The organism is Pseudomonas sp. Tof1 (genome assembly GCF_055390395.1).
This window is the reverse complement of the sequence record NZ_AP024344.1, coordinates 6879978-6895205: the sequence shown is the minus strand read 5'-3', so window position 1 is coordinate 6895205 and position 15228 is coordinate 6879978. Positions and strand designations below refer to the sequence as shown.

At 64.1% G+C, this 15228-nt stretch carries 10 protein-coding genes and 2 pseudogenes; 3 read left to right on the top strand and 9 right to left on the bottom strand.

Annotated features, from left to right (window positions below):
* Positions 1 to 12 precede the first annotated feature (12 nt).
* Positions 13 to 459, bottom strand: a complete 447-nt coding sequence (locus ACZ5KU_RS31145) for a GNAT family N-acetyltransferase (protein WP_054056663.1) — start codon at positions 457 to 459, stop codon at positions 13 to 15.
* Entirely contained in the window at positions 456 to 1094 is a 639-nt protein-coding gene (locus ACZ5KU_RS31140; RefSeq protein WP_419737220.1) for an FMN-binding negative transcriptional regulator, read from the bottom strand. The genes ACZ5KU_RS31145 and ACZ5KU_RS31140 overlap by 4 nt, the downstream gene beginning before the upstream one ends.
* A gap of 90 nt (positions 1095 to 1184) precedes the next feature.
* Here ACZ5KU_RS31140 and pdxR point away from each other — a divergent pair, with 90 nt between their 5' ends.
* The 3 genes from pdxR to ACZ5KU_RS31125 all read left to right on the top strand — a co-directional run bounded on the left by pdxR (position 1185) and on the right by ACZ5KU_RS31125 (position 6241).
* The gene (pdxR, locus tag ACZ5KU_RS31135; RefSeq protein ID WP_464736671.1) at positions 1185 to 2735 is read left to right on the top strand and encodes a MocR-like pyridoxine biosynthesis transcription factor PdxR; all 1551 of its coding nucleotides are present in this window, start codon (positions 1185 to 1187) and stop codon (positions 2733 to 2735) included.
* 138 nt (positions 2736 to 2873) lie between these two features.
* Positions 2874 to 3650 (top strand): hypothetical protein, encoded by a 777-nt coding sequence (locus ACZ5KU_RS31130; RefSeq protein ID WP_464736670.1) that lies wholly within the window; start codon positions 2874 to 2876, stop codon positions 3648 to 3650.
* On the top strand, positions 3647 to 6241 hold the full coding sequence (locus ACZ5KU_RS31125) for a dermonecrotic toxin domain-containing protein (RefSeq protein WP_464736669.1): 2595 nt from the start codon (positions 3647 to 3649) through the stop codon (positions 6239 to 6241). Before ACZ5KU_RS31130 ends, ACZ5KU_RS31125 begins: the two co-directional genes overlap by 4 nt.
* Positions 6242 to 6277: 36 nt before the next feature.
* Here ACZ5KU_RS31125 and ACZ5KU_RS31120 read toward each other — a convergent pair whose 3' ends face one another.
* The 7 genes and pseudogenes from ACZ5KU_RS31120 to aspA form a co-directional block, all read right to left on the bottom strand.
* Entirely contained in the window at positions 6278 to 7378 is a 1101-nt protein-coding gene (locus ACZ5KU_RS31120; RefSeq protein WP_054057938.1) for a polyamine ABC transporter substrate-binding protein, read from the bottom strand.
* 12 nt (positions 7379 to 7390) lie between these two features.
* Entirely contained in the window at positions 7391 to 8422 is a 1032-nt protein-coding gene (locus ACZ5KU_RS31115; protein WP_416771072.1) for a histone deacetylase family protein, read from the bottom strand.
* Between the two features lie 159 nt (positions 8423 to 8581).
* On the bottom strand, positions 8582 to 9574 hold the full coding sequence (locus tag ACZ5KU_RS31110; RefSeq protein ID WP_054057937.1) for an AraC family transcriptional regulator: 993 nt from the start codon (positions 9572 to 9574) through the stop codon (positions 8582 to 8584).
* 309 nt (positions 9575 to 9883) lie between these two features.
* On the bottom strand, positions 9884 to 10285 hold the full coding sequence (locus ACZ5KU_RS31105) for a DUF6124 family protein (protein ID WP_054057936.1): 402 nt from the start codon (positions 10283 to 10285) through the stop codon (positions 9884 to 9886).
* Between the two features lie 577 nt (positions 10286 to 10862).
* A pseudogene (locus tag ACZ5KU_RS31100) lies at positions 10863 to 11319 on the bottom strand (SgcJ/EcaC family oxidoreductase).
* 481 nt (positions 11320 to 11800) lie between these two features.
* Positions 11801 to 13233 (bottom strand): annotated as a pseudogene (locus ACZ5KU_RS31095) (alanine/glycine:cation symporter family protein).
* A 431-nt stretch (positions 13234 to 13664) separates the two neighbouring features.
* Positions 13665 to 15089, bottom strand: coding sequence for an aspartate ammonia-lyase (aspA, locus tag ACZ5KU_RS31090; RefSeq protein ID WP_054058582.1), 1425 nt, complete (start codon positions 15087 to 15089; stop codon positions 13665 to 13667).
* Positions 15090 to 15228: the final 139 nt, after the last annotated feature.

Below are 15228 nucleotides of genomic sequence, written 5' to 3'. Positions count from 1 at the left end.
TTGTTCTCGGGCTCAGAGGCCGTGGCGGAATTGAATGAAGCCCGGGCGTTCGGCAATCCGCTCGTACAGCTGGATGGCCGTGGCATTGGTTTCGTGGGTCAGCCAGTGCACCTTGCTGCAGCCGTCCCGGGCCGCCGTGGCGTACACATGCTCGATCAGCTTGCGACCCAGGCCGGTACCGCGCACCTCGGGGGCGACGAACAGGTCCTGCAGGTAGCAGGAATTCTGGATGCTCCAGTTCGAGCGGTGGTAGATGAAGTGCACCAGGCCCACGGCCTTGCCGTCCTGCCAGGCCAGGGCGGCGTGGGTGGTCTCGGCCGGGTCGAGGAAGCGCTGCCAGGTCGACTGGTAGATGCTGTCCGGCAATTCGGTTTCGTAGAACTTCAGGTAGGCCTGCCACAGCGGACGCCAGACGGCCTGGTCGGCGGCGGTCACCGGACGGATTTCGATCGAACTCATGCTGACACTCCTTGATGCATCAATTGGGCGAGGGCTTGGTCCTGGCTGTCGGCACTGGCCGCCAGCCCTTGTTGTACGCCGGCGATATCGACGGCACTGCGGTTCTGGCTGAGCTTGCGCTTGCCTTCCAGGCGCTGGATCGGCAGGGCGATGCCGACGATGGCCTTGAGCATGGTGGCGATGTACGGCTCGGGCGCATCGTCGACTGTCCAGGGGGTGGCCCGGCCGGCTTCATGGCGGTCGGTGAGGGCACCGACCAGTTGGCGCAGGCGCCCGGCCTCGTCGAACACCTCGGCCTGGCCGTAGGCGTGCACGGCCGTGTAGTTCCAGGTTGGCACGACCTTGCCGTGTTCGGCCTTGCTGGCATAGAAGGACGGGCTGACATAGGCATCGGCCCCCGGAAAGATCACCAGCGCCTCGGCGCCTTCGGCCAGCTCCTGCCACTGCGGATTGGCCCGTGCCAGGTGCCCGAGCAGGGTGCCATGGGCGCCCTGGCCCGGGTCGAGCAGCAGCGGCAGGTGGCTGGCCTGCAGGCCCAGTTTGCCGTGGGTGACCAGGATCGCCAGGCGCGTGGCCTGGATGTGCCGGTGCAGGGTGGGCAGGTCGTGTTCGGCGAAGGCGCTGGGTGTGTACATGGAAATTTTCCTTGGCGAATACCGGCATCCTAGGCAGGCTATTGGTTGGTTGTAAGAGCCATTGTTGGTGATTTTCATAGGTCCAATGCCATGCCCAGTCCATCGCTGCCCCTGTCGTTCGACCCTGCCGGGATCCAGCTGGATCCGGCCAAGGGCCTCAGCCGCCAGCTCTACCAGGCCCTGCGCCTGCGGGTGCTGGACGGACGCCTGGCCAGTGGCAGCCGCCTGCCGGCCAGTCGCGACCTGGCCAGTGCCCTGGGGATCTCCCGCAACAGCGTGGTCCGGGCCTATGACCAGCTGTATGCCGAGGGCTTCATCGAGGGGCGGATTGGCGATGGCACCTACGTTGCGCGATTGCCAGACAAGGCGCTGCCGATCAGAAAGTTGTCCACAAAAGTATCCACAGGGTTTTCAACAGGCTTATCAACAGAGTTATTCACAAAATCGGTGAAAGATACTGGGATTTCGTCCAGTAAAGTTATCCACAATCAGGCGCTGGAGCGCATCGAGCGCAACGCGATGTACGAGCCGCCGGAGGGTCCGCCACGGGCTTTTCGGGTAGGAGTGCCGGCTTTCGACCTGTTCCCGTTCGGCGTCTGGGCCAAGCTGCAGGCGGCTTTCTGGAGAAAACCGGACCTGGCGCAGCTGTGCTACGGCGAGCCGGCGGGGGAGAGGCAGTTGCGCAGCCTGATCGCAGCGTACCTGCGCAGTTCCCGTGGTTTGTCCTGCTCGCCTGAACAAATTGTGATCACCAGCGGTGCACAACAGGGCATCAGCCTTTGTGCACAGTTGCTGGTGGACCCCGGCGACGGCGTGGCGGTGGAAAACCCCGGCTACCGGGCGGCGCGGCTGGCGTTCGCGGTAGCCGGGGCGACGGTGCATGGCGTGGCGGTGGATGACGAGGGCCTGGACTGTGCCGAACTCGGGCGGTTGCCGGACTGCCGGCTGGCCTATGTCACGCCGGCTCATCAATACCCCACCGGGGTGATCATGAGCCTGGCGCGGCGCCTGGAGCTGCTGGCCTGGGCCGAACGCACCGGCGGCTGGATCGTCGAGGACGACTACGACGGCGAGTACCGCTACAGCGGCGCGCCGCTGGCACCGTTGGCGGCCCTGGACCGGCAGGGGCGGGTGCTCTACGTCGGCACGTTCGGCAAGATCGCCTTTCCGGCGCTGCGCCTGGGTTACCTGGTGTTGCCGCCGACGCTGGTGGACGCCTTTTCCCAGCGGCGCGCACTGGACATGCGCCACTCGGAAGTCAGCACCCAGGCGGTGATGGCCGAGTTCATGGCCGCCGGGCATTTCCAGCGGCATATCCGCCGCATGCGCCGGGCCGCCCTGAGCCGACGCAACACCCTGCTGGCCCATTGGCCGACCGATATCCGCGGCTGCGGCAGCCTGCCGGAAGCGGTCGCCGGCCTGCACCTGACGGTACCGGTCGAGAGCCTGGAGCGGGAGCAGGAACTGATCGCCCGGGCGGTGGCTGTCAGCGTCGAGATCAGCTCCTTGAGCAGCTTCTGGATCACCCCGCCGCAGCCGCCGGCGGAGCGCCACGCCGGGTTGGTCCTGGGGTTTGCGGCGGTGCCGGAGGCGGACATCGAGGCGGCCCTGGGACGTTTGCGCGAGGCCTGGCGGGACTGACCAGGCGGCAACGCCGGACTACTTAGTTACCGCCTCCCGTGAGCGGCGCATGACTATGGTCGAGGGCCAGATTCTTCAGCCCCGAGACCTTTTGTCATGTCCAATGCTTCAAGTCCCCTCTCTTGCGTTCTGGCTCCGGTGAGCGAGAGCGATCAGGCCTCCCACGTCTTCAGCCTCGCTGATTGCCTGGCCGCTCGTCCCAGTCTCGAGCGCGCCACGGCCGAGCTGGTGCAGGCGATGCTGGAGGAGCATTTCCCGGCCCAGGGAAAACAGCTGCGCAATGCGGCTTTCATCAATCTCACGGTGGGCGCCGGCAGTGATGCACCGGCGACCCGGCAGATCGTCCCGCTGACCCATCGGCTGATTGACTGTTGGCTGGGCAAGGCCGCGCCGATTCATCCCCTGGGCAGCTACCTGACGCTTGATCCGGGCGCCGAGACGCCACAACTGCTGCGTCTGCCGGTGGACACGGTGGAAGGGCTGATAAGCGAATGGGCGCCGTCATTGCTCGATGCCTACCAGCAGAGCCTGGTGGATTTCTGGAGTTCGCCTGCTTCGTCGTGGCAGGGCCTGGCGGATTTCTGGAACCCGTCACAAGGGGCTTCGCCCTGGCAGCAACTATCGGACTTCATCGCGGCCCAGTTGCGCCAGGCCAGTGCTGTACTCACGGGCGAGGAGTTGGACACGGTACAGGCCGTCCTCGATTTTCCGGATTTTCAGGGCCGTTCCCAGGCGCTGGGAGAGAGTTGCGCGAGGGCGCGCATCATGCTGGTCGGCACCCGTGCCCAGGGCTCCGAGACGCTGTACCGGCAGGCACTGCTGCTGACGCGTGAGGTCGGCCAGCGACAGATCGTGTTGTTGTACACGCTGCTGGGGGCATCGAGGCGTTCGACTCCATCGAGGCGCTGGAGATGACCTTGAGTGAGGATGAGCCGGGCCCGGCCGACTATTCGGCGGACCATCATGTCTTCGATGCCCTGACGGCCACCCTGCTGACCCGCCAGTTGCAGCACATCGCCACGCTCGAACCGGGCGACTACAGCGACCGCGCCAGGCTCGACCAGCACCTGCAAGAGCTGACCGGGGCACAGGGGCTGCTGGGAGCCTTTCACTCCGACCATGAAGCGAAGCTGCGGCCGTTGCACGAGCTGCTGCCCGACTGGCTGCAGCAGGCCTCGACTGCGGACCGTAGCACCTACGCCCGCTATGTCAGCAGGCTGGCGCAAGTGCATCGGTCCCTGGGCGGCAAGGCGTTTCTCGATGGCATTCCCGGCATTCTCGAATTTGCCGAACAGGAGCTGGCCAAGAGCCTGACCAGGCTCGACTCCAGGGCCGAGGGGGTATCGGTTGGCCATATCCGCGTGACGCTCACCCAGAGGGACAACAGTTCGTGGGAAACCGCCGACCGGGGTTTCAACCCTGGCCTGGACCAGCGCACCCGCTCGTCCACCGAGGACTACACGGACATGGCGCTGCAGAACATCGAGGCCTTTCCACTCTCCGCCGTCGCGCAGATTCACTACGGCAAGCCTGAGACGCCGGTACCGGCCTGGATGACCTTTGAGCGGCTGCGTGCAGCCGTGAGCGAGGCCAACATCGGTGCCACCTATCCCGCCTTGCTCAAGCGCAAGCTCAAGTGCAATCCGGCCGAGCGCTATCGACAGTACTCGCTGTTCAGCCTGTACCTGCAGGTGCTGTTGCCGATGTTGGCATTGGAGCTGCGGTTGACGCAGCGGCTGACGGAGCCTGCGCAGCTTTACGTCGAGGCCGTGATGAGTCTCGGCACCCAGGCTCTGGTGGTGTCGGGACAGTCCATCGTGGTCCGGCCCCTGGCCTTGCGGGCGCACCCTGGCGCGACGGCGGACCAGGTACTCAATCATTTCGTGATCGGCCCGCGGAGCGTCGACCGGGGGCCGCAGGTGCTCTTGCGACCGGCGGCGGCAGAGCCCTTGCTCGAGTTCGCCTCGCTCGCGCACCTGCTGGCGGCCATCCAGGTCGAGGGGCAATTGCAACAATCGGTGCTGGCGGGCCTCGATGACTACAGTCGCAGGATCTATGAGCGGGGTGGCTTCATTGAGCCGCATCTGTCGCAGCTGATCATCGACGACTGGACACTGCCCGCGATTCCCGAGCCGCCCACACTGGATACCGCGGTGTTGTCCGGCCGGGTCACCGACGCTCTGTTCGATGCCAGCATCGAAGCGCTGATCAGACACGCCGAGGCGGTCACGGTGTCCAATGCCGAAGCACGCCGGCAGCGCCTAACCAACCTCGGCTGGGCGTTGTTCAACCTGCTGCTGCCATGGGCGCCAGGTCCTCTGGCGGGCGTGGGGCTGATCGTGCAACTGCTGCCCAGCCTCAAGGCGCTGGCCGAGCCGAATAACCGCAGCCCCTGGGCGGCGTTCGCCGATGTGCTGTTGAACCTGGCGGCCGTGCTGGTCTATCACCGCCGGCTGGCACTCGGCCCATCGCCCGTCGTCGGTGTCGGTGGCTCGGTCCTCAGCCCATGGAGCGGTGGCAGCAGGACGCTGCCGGCCTTCATCTGGACCCGCCGAGGACGTGAGCTGACCGCATCCGAGCTGGAGCGGCTGAAACCGTTCCACCTGGCGGCCGAGGTGCCCGACGTCATGTCGGCAGCCGTGGGTGAATGGCAGGGCCTGTACCAGCGCGACGGCTTGTTCTATGCCCATGTCGACGGCGAATGGTTTCGGGTTTCGCGCACCCTCGAAGGGGTGAGGATCGTCAATGACAACCACCCGGCGTTACAGGGGCCCTGGTTGACCCGCACGGCTTCGGGAAGCTGGCAACTGGACCGCGGTCCCCTGTTGCTGGGCGGTGCCGGCGAGCTGAGTGTGCGGGCCAGGAAGAAACTCAACACCCTGAAGTACCAGGCCCGCCAATTGCTCGACTCCTTGCCTGGCCGGCTGCACAGGGGCGAGAAGAACCTGCGTATCGCGCATGGCCCGGCCGATATCGAGACCCTGTTGGCCAATGAGGCCGGGTTGTTCAGCGAGCTGTCGGTCAAGCTGCAGGCGCTGACCCAGGGGCTGGAGGAGTATCCCGCAGAGCTGGTGGACAAGCTCGACGCCGGCGCGAAACTCCTGCGCGCCCAGGGCGTACGCCTGCGTATCGAAAGAGTGAAGCTCGACCCGCCCTCGGTCATTGGCGTGGCGTACCTCAAGAGCCGGCAGCAGATCAGGATCCGGCGCCTCGGGCCGCGCAAGGACATGTCCGGCGGCAAGGGCCGGGACTTTCTGCAGGAGTACGAGATCGCCGATCTGCAGCGTACCCCGCTGTGGTACGCGCACTTTCACTATGCGAGCCTGGAGGCGGCGGATGCCCGTTTTACCGCGGCCCATCTCAAGACGCCGCAGCAGCGTTTCCTGGGGAGGAGCTTCCAGAAGGCCCAGCAGAATTCGGGGCAGAGCATCGATGACATCCAGCGTTACACGATCGACCCGACCTCGGCCGCCGAACTGTTCCTGTCGCCGGACCGCCAGGTGTAGGCCCTGTCGCCACGGGGGCGGCGACAGGGCTGCGCCTCAAGTCCCCGACTTGATCCGCGTCCAGGCCCGGGTGCGGGCCCGTTCGGCCTTCTGGTCCAGCGGCTGCAGGGTGTAGAGGGTCTTCATCGCCGCCTCGGTGGGGTACAGGTTGGCGTTGTGGCGGATCGTCGGATCAACCATTTCGGTCGCATCCTTGTTCGGGTTCGGATAGCCGACGAAGTCGCTGATCGGGGCGATCACCTGCGGTTGCAGCAGGTAGTTGATGAAGGTGTAGGCGTCCTCCGGGTCCTTGGCGCCCTTGGGGATCGCCAGCATGTCGAACCAGATCGGCGCGCCTTCCTTGGGCAGGCGCATGTCCACCACCACGCCGTTCTTGGCGTCCTTGGCGCGGTTGGCGGCCTGGGAGAAGCTGCCGGAGTAGCCGACGGCGACGCAGATGTCGCCGTTGGCGATATCGGCCATGTATTTGGACGAGTGGAAATAAGTGATGTAGGGGCGAATCTTCAGCATCAACGCCTCGGCCTTTTCGTAGTCCTTGGGGTTCTTGCTGTTGGGGTTCAGGCCCAGGTGCTGCAGGGCCAGCGGCAGGATCTCCGACGGCGAGTCGAGCAGGGCGACGCCGCACTGCTTGAGCTTGCTGATGTTCTCTTCCTTGAAGATCAGGTCCCAGCTGTCCACCGGCGCGTTGTCGCCCAGGGCCGCCTTGACCTTGGCCGGGTTGAAGCCGATCAGGATGGTGCCGTACATGTAGGGCACGGCGAACTGGTTGCCCGGGTCGTTGGCCTCCAGCAGCTTCATCAGCTTGGGATCGAGGTGGTTCCAGTTCGGCAACTTGCTGCGGTCCAGCGGCTGGAATACTCCGGCCTCGATCTGCTTGGCGAGGAACACGTTGGACGGCACCACCACGTCATAGCCGGAATTGCCGGTGAGCAGCTTGGCCTCCAGCGCCTCGTTGGTGTCGAAGATGTCGTAGACCAGCTTGACCTGGCTGTTCTGCGCCTTGAAGTCGTCCAGGGCCTTGGGCGTGATGTAGTCGAACCAGTTGTATACCCGCAGGGTACGGTCTTCGGCGTGCGCCGCGCCGCTGAGCACGGCGGCGCACAGGGCCGGGGCGATGAGACGCTTGAGTCTGTTCATTCTTCTAGTTCCTCATTGGGCGTTCTGGAAACCTTCGAGTACGTTCACGGCATTGATGCCGATTTCTTCCACCGCATAACCGCCTTCCATCACGAACAGCGTCGGCTTGCCCAGGCGGGCGATGCGTTCGCCCATGCGCAGGTAGTCGGGGCTGTCGAGCTTGAATTGGGAAATCGGATCGTCCTTGAAAGTGTCCACGCCGAGAGAAACCACCAGCACGTCGGCGTCGTAGCGCTCGATCTCGCCACAGGCCTGCTCCAGCGCCGTGCTCCAGCGCTCCCAGCCGCTGCCGGCGGCCAGCGGGTAGTTGAAGTTGAAACCCTCGCCGGCGCCTTCGCCCAGTTCGTCGGCATAGCCGAGGAAGAACGGGAACTCGGCTTGCGGGTCACCGTGGATCGAGGTGAAGAGCACGTCGCTGCGCTCGTAGAAAATCGACTGGGTGCCGTTGCCGTGGTGGTAGTCGACGTCGAGGATCGCCACCTTGGCGCGGCCCTGGTCGAGGAACGCCTGGGCCGCGATGGCGGCGTTGTTCAGGTAGCAGTAGCCGCCCATCAGGTCGCTGGCGGCGTGGTGCCCCGGTGGCCGGCAGAGGGCGAAGGCGCTGTGGGCGCCGCGCTGGATCTCGGCCTGGGCGGTGAGGGCGACCTGCGCTGCGCTGTAGGCGGCCTGCCAGGTACCGGCGGTGATTGGTGCGCCACCGTCGAAGCTGTAATAGCCGAGCTGGCCATGCAGGCTCTTGGGCAGGACCTGACGCAGGGTGCGCGCCGGCCAGGTGAACGGCAGCAGGTCGCCGTCCTGGCCCAGTTCGGCCCAGCGGTCCCAGGCGCCCTTGAAGAAGTCCAGGTAGGCGGCGTCGTGGATGCGGCGGATCGGTTCGAGGCCGAAGTCCTCGGGCTCACGCACCGGCCCCAGGGCCTGGTGGCGGACACGGGCGAGTACGTGGTCGGCGCGCGAAGGCATCTCGAAGCAGGGCATCAGTTGCCCGTCGATCAGCTCGCAGCGGCCGTGGTGCAGGTGGTGATCATCTGAGTAGACCGTCAGCATTTATTGTTCTCCGTTGGCGTGGACGTGGGCTCATTCTTGATGCCCGGCGCGGATCGGAGAACGGCAGGAGCGGCCAAAAGGGGATCGATATGGCCAAAACCTCTGTCCTGATTTCGCCCCTGAATGAGGCAGCGCCGCACCGTTGGGTGGCACGCTCGGTCAGGGCCGGAACTGGCTCGGGCTGACGCCACTCCAGCGCACGAAGGCATGGCGGAAGCTGGCGGTTTCGCTGAAGCCCAGTTCGTCGGCGATCCGGTGGATCGGCAACTGGTCGTCGGCCAATAGTTGCTTGGCCCGCTCGAAGCGTAGTTCGTCGAGCAGTTCCTGGTAGCTGCAGCCGAGGTCGCGCAGGTGCCGGCGCAGGGTTCGCGCCGAGCAGTTCATCTGTTCGGCCAAGCCTTCCAGGCCGGGCGCGGTGTGCAACTGGGCGGCGAGCAACTGGCGGATGCGTCCGAGCCAGGCCTGGCGCCCGGTGAACTCCAGATTCTGCTTGCGGCAGCGTTCGGCCATGGCCTGGTGGGTGATCGGGTCGGCCAGCGGCAGCGGCTGGTCCAGCCAGGTGCGGTCGAAGGCGAAGGCGTTGCGGGTGGCGCAGAATTGCAGCGGGCAGTCGAAGCTGGTGGTGTAGTCGGCCTGGTAGTCCGGCGCGTCGTGTTCGAAGCGTGCGGCGAGCAGGGGCAGGGGACGGCCGAGCAGGTCGTCGCAGATGACTTTCAGCGAGACCAGGCAGAACTCGACGTTGAAGGTCGCCAGTTGCGGGCTTTCGCGGTAGTCCGCGGCGGTGAACCAGATGCGCTCGCCGTCTTCCTCCAGGCTCAGTTCGAAGAGTGTTCCCAATAGCGCCGGATAACGCAGGGCCAGGCGCAAGGCGTCACCGAAGGTGGCACTGGTGAGCAGGGCGTAACCGAGCATGCCGTAGGACGAGACGTGCATGCGCCGCCCCAGTTCCAGGCCGATTTCCCGACGCAGGGCCACGGCGTTGGCGCACACCTGCATCTCCTGGTTGGTGGTGATGCGGGTGTCGGCGCGGCTCAGGTCCGCGGCGCTGATGCCGCTGCCGGCCAGCAGCGTGTCGTCGGGCAGGCCCTGTTCGCGGAAGGTCTTGAGCACCAGGGAAACGGCGTTGAGGGTGGTCAGGTGGGAGTGGAGCATGCTCGATTCCGGCCTTGGGAGGTGCTTGAGTCGAGCAAGTTGCGTGCCGCAGAAGTCTTTCCTGAGGTCGACACGCTCTTGCAGGATGCAGAGTTTCTCGCGAAGTTTCTAGCAATCAGAGCGTTCCACACCATGTAGTTGTTCCAGTTCCTCCAGTGTTATGGCGTTACTTCGGCCTGACTGAATATCCGAGAGGCGTTGCTGGGCCACAGAGGCATCCTTGAAATTGTCCATGTGTTCAAGAATGGCCCTTCGGAAATGGATAGCTGCATTGATTGACAGGGCCAGGCGTCTCCCAATCATCTTTGCTCACCCTCGTTCTCCTACCGGTTGTGATCCGTCCAGCAACGCATCCACCAGGGCCCGGGCCATTTCCACCGAATGCACCATCGACCAGATCAGCCCGCGTTCGATGCCGCTGCCCTGTTCGGTGATTTCATCGGAGACCTCTTCGGCGCAGCGCAGCAGCAGGGAGACGTGGTTGAGGGTGGTTTCGGCGTCGATACCGGCCTTGACGTCGAACAGCGAGCGATGGCGGCCGTCGCGCAGGTCGCCGGGGCGGGCGGCAGTTTCCTTCAGGGCTTGCAGCAGAGGCGGTTCGTGGGGTTGGTCGTTGAGCACTTGCAGCAGGTCGGCGTTGGCCTGTTGCAGGATCGCCGTGATGCGGCGGTGGGTGGCTTGGCTGGGTGGATCGGGGACTGGCTTGTGCATGGTGTCACTCCTATTGCGGCATGGGAGTTGGCACCTGTCGCTGCTAAACGAGTGGGTGGCAGCTGTACGCGGGTTAGCAGACCGGCCAATAGGAAACCGGCGCACCCGAAGGTGCCCCACGCACAGCCGCCGTGAGACTGGGGGCGTGAAAAAACGCCGGCCATGAGGCATGGGGGCGCTGTGTGCCTATTGAGCGTGGGCTGCTAAACCCGATCACCGCGAAAGAGCGGTGACGCAACGACGATAGTCACGCGGCTGGACAGGCGCAATACGTTGGAATTTTCTAGGAAATATCCCTCAAGTAAAAGGGATTTGTCTTGAAACGCAATGTTTCATGCATCGCGGTTTGTCGGTGGTTGGGAGGGGGAGAGAGGCTGTCGTGGCGAGCGGGCTTGTCGGAACGCCGCACCGCCGCTCTCGGCTGCGAAGCAGTCGCAAAACCTACCGGCTCGATCATCCTGACATATCGAGTACACGGGTTTCAGGGCCGCCTCGCGCCCCAGCGCGGGCAAGCCTGCTCGCCACGAGATTGAGGGGGCCGGGATTCCGGCTCAGCAATCTGGGAGCCGGTTGCCCATCACGTCTCCGGCATCGCCGAGGAGTGGTGGGTCGAGATTCTCCAGCCGTTGGCGCTGCTCCAGGCATAGGTGAAGGTGTAGCGGGCGGACACGCTCGGCTTGTCCTTGAAGGCGAAGGTGTAGGTACCGATGTCGATCGCTTCGTTGCAGCCGGTGCGGATGGTGCGGCTGTCGATCCTGCCGCTCGGCTTGTTGGCCAGGAAAGTGCTCGAAGTAGTCGATGCGCTCGGCGTCGGTCAAGCGTGGTTTGTTCGATACGGTGGGCAGCAGCACGGCATCGTAGAGATACTCTTGCGCGACCTTTTTCGCATCACCGGTCTGCAACGCCGCGTTCCATTCATCGAACAGGACTTCGATCTGGGCCGCTGTCACCGGTGTACACATCAGGGGCTTGTCGGCCAAGGCCGGTACGGAAACAAGGCTGCACAGCGCGGCCAGTACGACTTGTTTTTTCATGCTTTTCCCAAGGCTGCTCCGGCAACTGTTCGAATAAGAAAGAGCCAATACTTCCGTGACCGGCACACTTCATCCGTTCGGGGCAGAATGCCCGTCCCGATTGGCTCGTGAGGTAATGGGCCGATGCGACACATAAGGCTGTCGGCGCCTGTTTGCAGGCGTGACAAGGCGTCGGTGTCTGGCCCGAAGCTGTTACTTGAACGTAACAAGTTGCTCTTTTGTGCGATTGGCCTGGCGTGTTTCTTATTGTTGGAAGACAGTGCGTTCACACAACCGGCGAGAACTTTCCTGTCTATGCACGGCAACTTGAGGCAAGCCTACCCCGGGCGTTATGGCGGGGTGTAGTGCTCGGACGGTCTATAGGAATTGCTACAGATATATCTGGAGGATGTTGCTGGAGTCTGTAGGAAGGGGCTGTAACCCCAGTGAGTGCTGGCTCACTGGGGCGCATCGGACGGCAGGGCGCCGCCCGCAGGTTGCATCAGCGTTGTGTCACCGGTACGCCTTGGGCGGCGCTTTCAACCTGTGGGTTGGCCGGCCAGGCGGCACGGTCCAGGTCCAGGTCGTTGAACTTGCTGGCGTCGAACACCGGCTGCTTGATGCCGGCACGACGCTGTTCGTCGTAGTCGCGCATCACCCGCAGGCCGACCTTGAACAGCAGCGCCAGGGCGACCAGGTTGACGAACGCCAGGCAGGTCATGGTGATGTCGGCGAAGGCGAACACGGTCGACAGGTCCTGCATCGAACCCCAGACCACCAGCGCCAGCACCAGGCCGCGGAAGGCCATCAGCACGGCACGGTTGCGGCTGAGGAACTGCAGGCTGTTCTCGCCCAGGTAATAGTTGTAGAGGATGCAGGTGAAGACGAACAGCGACAGCGCAACGCTGACGAAGATCCGGCCCCAGTCACCGACCACGGCGGCCAGGGAGTTCTGGGTCAGGACGATGCCGTCCCCTTCGAAGCCCGGGGTGTAGAAGCCCGACAGCAGGATCAGCAGCGCGGTGCAGGTGCAAATCACGAAGGTGTCGAGGAACACGCTGAACGCCTGCACCACGCCCTGGGCGCCCGGGTGTTTCACGGCCGCCACGGCGGCCACGTTCGGGGCACTGCCCAGGCCGGCTTCGTTGGCGAACACGCCACGCTTCACGCCCATGACGATGGCGCTGCCGAGCAGGCCGCCGAAGGCCGGGTCGAGGCCGAAGGCGCTTTTGAAGATGGTTTCCAGCATGGCTGGCACGTGTTCGATCTGGGTGCCGATCACGTACAGGGTCACGCCGATGTAGGCCAGGGTCTTGATCGGTACCAGCAGGTCCGACACGGCGGCGATACGCTTGATGCCACCGATGAAGGTGATGGCCAGCAGCACGGCCAGGACGATGCCGGTGTGCTTCGGATCGAAGGCGAAGGCGTTCTGCAGCGAGTGGGTCACGGTGTAGGACTGCAGGCCGATGAAGGCAAAGCCGTAGGTGACCAGCAGCAGGATCGAGAACACGATGGCCATGCTTTTCAGCTTGAGGCCGTGCTGGATGTAGTAGGCCGGACCGCCACGGTACAGGCCATCGCCATCGGCGCGCTTGTAGACCTGGGCCAGGGTACATTCGAAGAAGCTGCTGGACATGCCGACCAGTGCGGTGACCCACATCCAGAACACGGCGCCCGGACCCCGAGGGTCACGGCGATACCGACACCGGCGATGTTACCGGCGCCGACGCGGCCGGCCAGGCTCAGCATCAGGGCCTGGAACGAGCTCAGTTGGCCGGCCTGGCCGCGCAGGGATTCCTTGAAAACCCCGAACATGTGGCCGAAGTGGCGGAACTGGACGAACCGTGAACGGAGTGTGAAGTAGCTGCCGAGCCCGACGATGAGCACGATCAGTACTTTCCCTGAGAGGAAGTCGTTGATGACTTCAAGCATGGATGGATCCTCGCTTTTTTTGCAAAGGCGGCTCGATCGGCCGGTCGCGTCAACACCCGGTGTTGCGGGCAGTGTGGGCTGGCGACAGGTCTTCCCGAGCTTGCGCGGGTTGTTTTTAGTGTTGTTTCGCGTGTTTCAGTGCCGCTGTGCCGCGGATCGCTTACGCGAAGAGGGGCGGCACTATACCGATCAGGACTGCCAGCGTCTGCACAGCCTGTCATTTTTCATGAATAACCCTGTAAGCGTTGTCCCTGACACCTCGCCAGTCGGATGACGAGTACCGCTGTCCGGTAGACGATCGGCAGGGCGTTTTCACTATGAAAAATCCAGTCAAAAAAAAGGGCTTGAAGGATGGACCTTCAAGCCCTCAAAAGGTGAGAGGTGTCTAGTCCCTCGACCTGGTGAGCGTGTTGCGATCAGGTGGCTGAAGGTCAGGCCTTCAGGGGCACCAGACGTGGAGCGATCATGTTCTCCGGGCGCAGGATGTCGGCGAGCATCGCTTCGTCGAGCAGGCCTTCCTCGCGCACCAGTTCCAGTACGCCGCGGCCGCTTTCGAGGGCGACACGGGCGATACGGGTGGCGTTTTCATAGCCGATGTACGGGTTCAGCGCGGTGACCAGGCCGATGGAGTGTTCCACCAGCTCGCGGCAGCGGGTCTCGTTGGCGGTGATGCCGACGATGCAGTGTTCGCGCAGCATGTCCATGGCGCGTTGCAGCAGGCGGATCGAGTCGAAGATCTTGAAGGCGATCAGCGGTTCCATCACGTTCAGTTGCAGTTGGCCGCCTTCGGCCGCGATGGTCAGGGCCAGGTCGTTGCCGATGATCTGGAACGCCACCTGGTTGACCGCTTCCGGGATCACCGGGTTGACCTTGCCGGGCATGATCGAGCTGCCTGGCTGACGCGCTGGCAGGTTGATTTCATTGATGCCGGTGCGTGGGCCGCTGGACAGCAGACGTAGGTCGTTACAGATTTTCGACAGCTTGACTGCGGTACGCTTGAGCATGCCGGAGAACAGTACGAAGGCGCCCATGTCGGAGGTGGCTTCGATCAGGTCGGCAGCCGGTACCAGCGGCTGGCCGCTGATGGTCGCCAGGCGCTCTACCGCCAGGTTCTGGTAGCGTGGGTCGGCGTTGATGCCGGTGCCGATCGCGGTACCGCCCAGGTTGACTTCGGTGAGTACTTCCGGTGCCAGGGTCTTCAGGCGTGCCAGGTCTTCGCCGAGGGTGGTGGCGAAGGCGTGGAATTCCTGGCCGAGGGTCATCGGTACGGCGTCCTGCAGCTGGGTGCGGCCCATTTTCAGGACGTGGGCGAATTCTTCACCCTTGGCGCCGAAGGCCTGGATGAGGCTCTCCAGGCTGGCGAGCAGGGCGTCGTGGCCCAACAGCAGACCCAGGCGGATGGCCGTCGGGTAGGCGTCGTTGGTCGACTGCGCCATGTTCACGTCATTGTTCGGGTGCAGGTACTGGTATTCGCCCTTGCTGTGGCCCATGGCCTCCAGCGCGATGTTGGCGATGACTTCGTTGGCATTCATGTTGGTCGAGGTGCCAGCGCCGCCTTGAATCATGTCCACCACGAACTGCTCGTGGAAGTCGCCGCGGATCAGGCGGGCACAGGCCTCGCTGATGGCAGCGTGCTTGGCTTCGCTCAGGTGGCCCAGTTCGCGGTTGGCGTCGGCGGCGGCCTGCTTGACCATGGCCAGGGCCACGACGAATTTCGGGTAGTGCGAGATCGGAACGCCCGAGAGGCGGAAGTTGTTCACCGCTCGCAGGGTCTGGATGCCGTAGTACGCGTCGCCGGGTACTTCAAGTACGCCAAGGAGGTCTTTTTCTGTGCGGAAGGATGCAGCGGAGGACATGATAGAAATCATCTCGATATGAACCCGGTCGATGCCGGAACGTCGCCAATGCTAGGCCTGTGCGGTTTTTTGGGCCAATGCTGTTGCACACTGCCCCATGCATAAACGGCATAATGCAGGTGTGACGCGGCGTGCGTGA

What these genes read in the sequence shown, in the direction of transcription:
- ACZ5KU_RS31145 (WP_054056663.1), bottom strand. Translation starts at nt 459, where the DNA reads ATGAGTTCGATCGAAATCCGTCCGGTGACCGCCGCCGACCAGGCCGTC.
- ACZ5KU_RS31140 (WP_419737220.1), bottom strand. Translation starts at nt 1,094, where the DNA reads ATGTACACACCCAGCGCCTTCGCCGAACACGACCTGCCCACCCTGCAC.
- pdxR (WP_464736671.1), top strand. Translation starts at nt 1,185, where the DNA reads ATGCCCAGTCCATCGCTGCCCCTGTCGTTCGACCCTGCCGGGATCCAG.
- ACZ5KU_RS31125 (WP_464736669.1), top strand. Translation starts at nt 3,647, where the DNA reads ATGACCTTGAGTGAGGATGAGCCGGGCCCGGCCGACTATTCGGCGGAC.
- ACZ5KU_RS31120 (WP_054057938.1), bottom strand. Translation starts at nt 7,378, where the DNA reads ATGAACAGACTCAAGCGTCTCATCGCCCCGGCCCTGTGCGCCGCCGTG.
- ACZ5KU_RS31115 (WP_416771072.1), bottom strand. Translation starts at nt 8,422, where the DNA reads ATGCTGACGGTCTACTCAGATGATCACCACCTGCACCACGGCCGCTGC.
- ACZ5KU_RS31110 (WP_054057937.1), bottom strand. Translation starts at nt 9,574, where the DNA reads ATGCTCCACTCCCACCTGACCACCCTCAACGCCGTTTCCCTGGTGCTC.
- ACZ5KU_RS31105 (WP_054057936.1), bottom strand. Translation starts at nt 10,285, where the DNA reads ATGCACAAGCCAGTCCCCGATCCACCCAGCCAAGCCACCCACCGCCGC.
- aspA (WP_054058582.1), bottom strand. Translation starts at nt 15,089, where the DNA reads ATGTCCTCCGCTGCATCCTTCCGCACAGAAAAAGACCTCCTTGGCGTA.